Source organism: Mesorhizobium qingshengii, from assembly GCF_900103325.1.
GTDB classification, from domain to species: Bacteria; Pseudomonadota; Alphaproteobacteria; order Rhizobiales; family Rhizobiaceae; genus Mesorhizobium; species Mesorhizobium qingshengii.
Genome location: NZ_FMXM01000059.1, coordinates 1 through 6,424, shown reverse-complemented (window position 1 = coordinate 6,424; position 6,424 = coordinate 1). Strand labels below are relative to the sequence as shown.

Below are 6,424 nucleotides of genomic sequence, written 5' to 3'. Positions count from 1 at the left end.
GATTGTGTTGAAAAACTCAGGCTTGAAGCAGCTCTGAAGCACGGATTCAATCTCCTTGGCCAAGGAGATTGAGTCGATGATGGGCGAACCGACGGTGATGCAGGAGGCGCTGTTCTACGAGTTCAGCATCGAGGGTCACGTCCCTGCTGACCATCTATTGCGCTCGATCGACCGCTTCGTCGACCTGTCGGGGCTGCGCTCGCATCTGCGGCCGTTCTACAGCGAGATCGGTAGGCCCTCGATCGATCCGGAACTGATGATCCGGATGCTAATCGTCGGCTACTGCTTCGGCATCCGTTCCGAGCGGCGGCTTTGCGAGGAAGTGCATCTGCATCTCGCCTATCGCTGGTTTTGCCGACTTGGCCTGGAGGGTGATGTCCCCGATCATTCCACCTTCTCGAAGAACCGGCACGGCCGCTTTCGCGACAGCGATCTGCTGCGCGAACTCTTCGAGACGACGGTGCGCCGTTGCATCGAAGAAGGTCTCGTCGGCAACGAGGGCTTCGCCGTCGATGCCAGCCTCATCAGGGCGGACGCGAACAAGCAGCGCTCTGCCGAGGGATCGGAGCAGGTCGACTGGGAGACGATGGCGGCAACACGCCGTTCGGTACAGGAGTATCTCGACACGTTGGACGATGCCGCGTGGGGTGGAGCGAGCGAGGTGAAGCCGAAGTTCATATCGAGGTCCGACCCGGCGGCTCAGTGGACGGGAGCGATGAAGGGGCATGCCTTCTTCGCCTACGCCACCAACTATCTGATCGACCTGGATCACGCCGTCATCGTGGACGTCGAGGCAAGCCGCGCCATACGCCAGGCGGAAGTCGGCGCGGCACGCACCATGATCGATCGCGCCCGGGATCGCTTCGGCCTCTATCCGGAACGCCTGGCCGCCGACAGCGCGTACGGCTCGGCCGAGATGTTGGGCTGGTTGGTGCACGAGCGCGGGATCGAGCCGCATATCCCGGTCTTCGACAAGTCGGAGCGTCGCGATGGGACCTTCGAGCGGGCAGAGTTCAGCTATGATCGCAAGCGCGATCTCTACACCTGTCCAGGCGGCAAGGAGCTCAGGCAGTATCGTCGGCGGTTCGCTTCACCCCGCGACGGTGTCGACGACGAGGGCTTCATGCGCTACCGCGCCAGCAAGCTCGACTGCGACGCCTGCGCCCTCAAGCCTCGATGCTGTCCGAACGGTCCAGCCCGCAAGATCCTACGCTCTATCCACGAGGGTGCGCGGGACATGGCCCGCGATATTGCCGCCACCGACGCCTATGTCACCTCGCGTCGCGAGAGGAAGAAGGTCGAGATGCTGTTTGCGCACCTCAAGCGCATCCTGAAGCTGGATCGCTTGCGACTACGAGGACCAAACGGTGCTCGAGACGAGTTCCATCTGGCAGCCACCGCCCAGAACCTCAGGAAACTCGCCAAGCTGATTCCGGTGCCGATGCCGAAACCGGCATGAGGCGGAAGGCGTTTGCTCACGACCTAGCATCAGTCGATGTCGTGGCCGAGACGCGGCCGGCTTTTTCAACAATATCCGCCAGAAGCGGTCATTGACCGAGCAGATGTTCTGATGTCGCCTTTGGGTCGGAACCGGACTGTCAGGTTTGGCAAAGCCGACACAAAAAAGCGGTCGTTCCGCTTCTGATGGTGGTCCAGCCCAATTCCTCTGGGACAACGCGCAGGGTGGCAAGTTCACTGGCGCGTGCCGATCACCGTCGGCAGGTCAACCGAGCGCTTCCTTACGACGCGATCGCAGCGGACAATTTTGTAGTGCCGGCAGGTGCCCGCTGATTTCCACCGTGAGCATCGAACCTCTCTGCGGCGGTAGGTATGACGTCATGTGTCGTGGCTTCGAAAGACGCCAGACGGCGTCTCTTTAGAGCCCGAATGGATATGTTTCGTCCTCGCCGGCCGTGACTTGGGTCGGCAACGGTACGACTGCATGGGTTTGATCGAACCACACGAAAGCGTCGTATTGATCGGGAAGCGATGCTGAAGAGTAGTGGCTCCAGCGTTCGGTTTCGGGTCGGTATATGACGCCGATGTAGCGCTCCAGTCGGGGCTGCGCCAAAGCGCTGCGCAGGCTACTCTCAAGACCTCGGCGCAGGTCCAGCAGGAACCGCTCGTGGCCGAGTTGATGGCATAGCCACTCATAGCTGTCCGGACGGGAGGGGCGAACGGTCTTGATCTCCATGGGCGCGTCCCATTCGGAAGCCGCTGCAACCGTGCCTGAATGGGTGCCGAAACCGATCAGCGCAACCTCGGAGCCATAGGCCTGCCGGCACAACTGGCCGATGTTGACCTCGCCCCGTTCAGCCCCCATGTCTGTGAAGCGGGCGTCGCCGATATGCGAATTGTGGGCCCAGACTACGGCCTTCCCGTCCGGTCCGGCCCAAGCAAGCACCCGCTGAAGCGTTTCGAACATGTGCCGGTCGCGCAGGTTCCACGATTCGTGAGAGCCATAGTACATGACCCGATAGTAGCGCTCGGCGTTGGCGACCAGGCGGGCGTTTTGCGTCGCGTCGAAGAACTGCTCACCGTCCCTGCTTGCATACCGGAGCTCGTTTTGCAGCAAATCGACAAGTGTGCGGGCCACGGGCAGTTCACACAGCGCGTAGCCCTTGCTCAGCGACGCCCGGCCGTAGGCCGCCAATTCCCGCGACCAAGGCGCGAGGCAGCCGTATCGGGCGCGCGCCTCCGCTGCGGCAGCAGGGTCGACGCGGTCGAGATATGTGAGTACCGCGGCGATTGAGGCAGTCATGCTGTACAGATCCAGTCCGTGAAAGCTGACCCGTTCTTCGGGCGGCTTCGCGTCGTTGTGCCGGCGCAGGAAACCGATGAAGTCGTCGACATCCCGATTCCGCCACATCCAGGTCGGGAACCGGGTGAATGGAGACACCCGTGTCGGCTGGTAAGGCAATTGGCGTATGTGGCGGTCGATCGCCGCGGCATCCGGCCAGTCCGCCTCCACGGCAACGACAGTGAAGCCATGGTGCTCGATTAGCCGCCGGGTGATGGCGGCGCGGGCGCGATAGAACTCAGACGTGCCGTGAGAGGCCTCACCGAGCAGAACGACACGTGACGATGCAAAACGGTCGAAGGCACTGGCAAAGGCCGGATCGTCAGGAGCGGGCAGCGGCTCAACTGCGTCGCGAAGCGCACTGATGATCGACACCGGCTGCGCGGGCTTGCCTGGCTCCACCGACGGCGCCACTGGAGCGGGCTCCAGCGCGGCCGGCGACAGGTAGTGCTGGAACCAGGCGTTCGCCATCTCCGTGACCGTCTCGAGCGCGCCGGGCTCTTCGAAGACGTGGCCGGCCTTCGGAACGATTTTCAGCAGTTTCTCGCAGGTCAGCGCCGCCAGAGCTTGCCGGTTCAGTTCGAGGACATGGCGGTCCTCACCACCAACGATCAACAGCGTGGGCGCCGCGACTTCGGCCAGCCGCGTCCCGGCTAGATCAGGGCGGCCTCCCCGCGACACCACCGCGGCAATGCGGTTACGGAGTTCGGCCGCGGCAAGCAGAGCCGCTGCGGCGCCGGTACTGGCGCCGAACAGACCCAGTGGCAGATCGGCGATGTCGGGCTCGCTGCTGATGTAGAGCGCGGCCTCGGTCACACGCTCCGCCAGGAGGGAAATGTCAAAGACATTGCGCCGGTCGTGCGCTTCGACTGGCTTCAGCAGGTCGAACAGCAAAGTGGCAAAGCCATGGGCATTGAGCGTATCCGCAACCGCGACGTTGCGGGGACTGAGCCGGCTCGATCCGCTTCCATGGGCGAACAGGACAATGCCGCGAGGATCGGCGGGCACGCAGAGGTCTCCCACCAGGCCGAGCGGCGGCACCGCAACCTGTCGTTTCGCAAGACCGGCTGGTAAACTTCGCGAGGCGTCCGGGCTCTCCGCCCAACCCTGTCGCAGCAGACCGACCGTTTCCTCGTCGGTCAGTTGGTGGAAATCGTCGTAGAAGCCGCCTACGCCATAGAAATTCTCTGCGCGATGAAGGCATACGACCAGATCGGCCTGCTCGCCGATGGCCTCCACAGCTTCGGCAGGCGCCACCGGTATCGCTACGCAGATTTTTTTGGCTCCTCGCCGCTTCATCGCGAGTATGGCCGCCTTCATGGTCGCTCCGGTTGCCAGGCCGTCGTCGACGATGATCGCTGTGTGCCCGGCAGGGTCCACCCCCAGGCGGCTACCCAGGTAGCGAGACCGGCGACGCTCGAGTTCGGCCAGTTCGCGTGCGCGGGCACGCTCCAGGAAGATGTCATCCGCGCCAGAGCGTCGGCGCACCTCCTCATTGATGACCGTCTGAGGATTCGCGCCGTCGACGACGGCGCCTAGCGCCACTTCTGGAGCGCCCGGTGCGCCGATCTTGCGCACAAGGATGAGGTCAAGTGGCGCCCGCAAGGCGCGCGCGATCTCCAAGGCGACGGGTACGCCGCCGCGGGGAAGGGCATAGACCACCGGCTTGTCCAGCCCCATCGGCAACAGCCGCGCCGCCAACTGTCTTCCGGCATCGGGGCGATCGGCAAATCTGATGCTAGACGCTGTCATGACACAAATCCTACCCGACCCAGGCGTCTCCACATTGATTTCGCGCAACAGGCATCGTCTTCCAGTCGGTCGCGCCGACAATTGGCGGTGTCTTTCGGCCGCCCTGTTCAAATCCGTGAAGGAGGCGATGCGTCAGCAGGCACCGTCCAGCGTATGCCCGCCCCGATCACGCCGGCTCAGAAATGAATGCAAAGATCTGGCGTCTCTCAAGTTCCTGTCCGACTTCCGTGGGAAGCTGAAGGCAGTTGCAGCGAGCAGCATGCATTAGATGCCACGCCAAGCCATCCTCGGACGTCGCTTCGGCAGGCGCCGGGTGTTGTGCATGCCAAGCTAAATTCACTCGCCTCGAAGAGTGGAAATGAATCGCCTCGTGCTGCATTGAAGTTCCCTAATTTGAGGAACATTCTTCCCAGGCCCCGCCGCATTGCCATTGATTTGGATCAATGGCGCAGGCCTCGTTTCGACATATTTTGGCGCACGGGGCTTTGAGGTTGCTGTTGCGTTTGCATGGCAAATGGTGCCTTCACTCGAACGAAAAACATGAATAGGGCGATCCCAATGTTTGGCGACAAGGAGACGCGATTGGTTGAGGTTGGACTGCTTCTCGCGGTCCCCGTTTCAATCTTGATCGCGGTGTTGCTCGCTAGTCTTTCGTTGGCCTGAAAAGGACGAAGACAGCCGGATCAACTTCCTGCACGAATGGCTGAGGGTTCCAGGGGCAGCAAAAGCTGACGTCGAGAGTCCATCCCACGATCCATGAGCGAGGGCACGATTTGATAGCAGGCTATGCATGGCGTCAAAGCCGAGACCGACCGGCGCTTACAGCCATTCGCGAATCCGTGAGGCCTTGTTCGGCGGGATGACCAGACCCCTGCTCGAGCAATTCTCCTTGCCGGTGTTCGTCTCGCACAGAATGCGAACCCAACTCGGCAAAAGCCGGGCCATCAAAAGCAAGCGGGCACTGGATGACGGCGGCGGTTCGTACGGTTTGTCAGGTTGAGCCACTTCCCAAATCCTGGCGTCGGCCCTTGAAACGCGGATGACCGGATGAAGCTGATGTTGACGAAGGTCGGAACCGGTCAACAGCGCCGACAATCCAACACCGATACCGATGCTCGCCACGGCAACAGTGGCCGAGACTGCCAACTTGATAATCTGAAGTCCGGTTTTCTTCATGGCGTCACCTCCGATTGCAGTGCGCTCGCCAAATAGATGAGGCCAATGCTTCGTCCGATCACGGTCAATGTCGACATTGCCGACGGTTCGTACCCCACTGTCGAGCTACCTGCGTGATCTCCTAGCTTTCAGCGCCATGTGCTGGACGAGGTCCAGTCATTCGCACATGTCTTGAAGGGCGTCGCTCTTGACGATCTCGATACTTCGTAGGCCGAGCAGTCGAATGACGCCCTTGTCCTTCAGCCGGGTGAAAACCCGTGAGACCGTCTCAATGGTGAGTCCGAGATAGTCGCCGATGTCCATGCGCGACATGGGCAGTTCGATCTGCCGCAACCCGCCTTGCCGCTCGGCCATGTCGACCAAGAAGGCGGCGACACGTTCGATGGCGTTCTGACGACCGAGGACCAGCAGGTGTTCCTGAGCTCTGGTCAAGCCCTTGAGCGCCAATGGCAACAACTGATGGGACATGTCCGTTCCAGCAGTGACGCGGAAGACGCGGACACCCGTGGCATTGATTGCTTCCGCGAAGAAATGGTGCGTCGTGTCGGCTTCGAAGCCGAATGTCTCTCCAGGCAGGTGGAAGGCGCTTATCTGCCGTCGGCCGTCAGCAAGCAGGCGGTAGACGCGCACGGCGCCGAACTCGATCTGATAGACGGCTCCGGCCTTCTCCCCGTGGGCATAGATCTCCGCGCTGGC

Annotated in this window: 4 protein-coding genes; 1 reads left to right on the top strand and 3 read right to left on the bottom strand. The window is 61.8% G+C overall.

Annotated features, from left to right (window positions below; translation table 11 throughout):
• Positions 1-76: 76 nt before the first annotated feature.
• A complete protein-coding gene (locus tag BLS48_RS33825) occupies positions 77-1,459 on the top strand; it encodes an IS1182 family transposase (RefSeq protein WP_091584264.1) in 1,383 nt (460 codons plus the stop codon).
• 417 nt (positions 1,460-1,876) lie between these two features.
• Here BLS48_RS33825 and BLS48_RS36715 read toward each other — a convergent pair whose 3' ends face one another.
• From BLS48_RS36715 to BLS48_RS33810, 3 genes are all read right to left on the bottom strand, one after another.
• Positions 1,877-4,552, bottom strand: coding sequence for an erythromycin esterase family protein (locus tag BLS48_RS36715; protein WP_091586626.1), 2,676 nt, complete (start codon positions 4,550-4,552; stop codon positions 1,877-1,879).
• Positions 4,553-5,371: 819 nt separating this feature from the next.
• The gene (locus BLS48_RS33815; RefSeq protein WP_091586624.1) at positions 5,372-5,728 is read right to left on the bottom strand and encodes a hypothetical protein; all 357 of its coding nucleotides are present in this window, start codon (positions 5,726-5,728) and stop codon (positions 5,372-5,374) included.
• A gap of 156 nt (positions 5,729-5,884) precedes the next feature.
• On the bottom strand, positions 5,885-6,424 hold a 540-nt coding region (locus tag BLS48_RS33810; RefSeq protein ID WP_143019588.1), incomplete at its 5' end, for a helix-turn-helix domain-containing protein.